1 protein-coding gene and 1 pseudogene are annotated in these 562 nt (G+C 70.1%); both read left to right on the forward strand.

The window, feature by feature from the left end; translation table 11 throughout:
- Positions 1-122, forward strand: a pseudogene (locus AC5590_RS09115) (DNA starvation/stationary phase protection protein); the annotation flags it as partial.
- 56 nt (positions 123-178) lie between these two features.
- Positions 179-562 (forward strand): ABC transporter permease (locus tag AC5590_RS09120; protein WP_169269055.1); only part of this gene is annotated, 384 nt, incomplete at its 3' end.

Here is a 562-nt window from a genome sequence, read left to right on the forward strand (position 1 = left end):
CCCGGGCGCTGCTGCCGGCGGCGGACGAAGCCGACGATCAGCCGACGCTGGATCTGCTGACGCAGCGGCTCGATATCCACGAGAAGACCGCCTGGATGCTGCGCAGCCTGCTCGAGGACTGATCGACAACCTGCGGACGAGCGATCGGGCCTGGACGGGCACGCGGGGCGGGTAGGCGATGCTGGCCTTCTGCATTCGCAGGGTTGCCCAGGCCGCCGTGGTGATGCTCGTTGTCGGGCTCATCGCCTTCGCGCTGTTCCGGTTCGTGGGCGACCCGGTGGTGTTCATGCTGGGCCAGGACGCCACTCCCCAAGATCGGGCGCGCATGAGCGCCGAGTTGGGCCTCGACCAGCCGTTCCACCTGCAGTACGCCCGATTCGTCGGGCGTGCGCTGCAGGGCGAGTTCGGGTTGTCGCTGCGGCAGCTGCGACCGGTGTCGACGCTGTTCCGCGAACGGCTGCCGGCCACCCTCGAACTGGCGATCGCGGCGGCGCTGTTCGCCCTGGCGGTCGGGATCCCCATGGGCGTCTACGCCGCGCTGCGGCGTCGATCGTGGCTCACC

It is taken from the genome of Brasilonema octagenarum UFV-OR1 (genome assembly GCF_963888615.1).
Taxonomy (GTDB): Bacteria; Cyanobacteriota; Cyanobacteriia; order Cyanobacteriales; family Nostocaceae; genus Brasilonema; species Brasilonema sennae.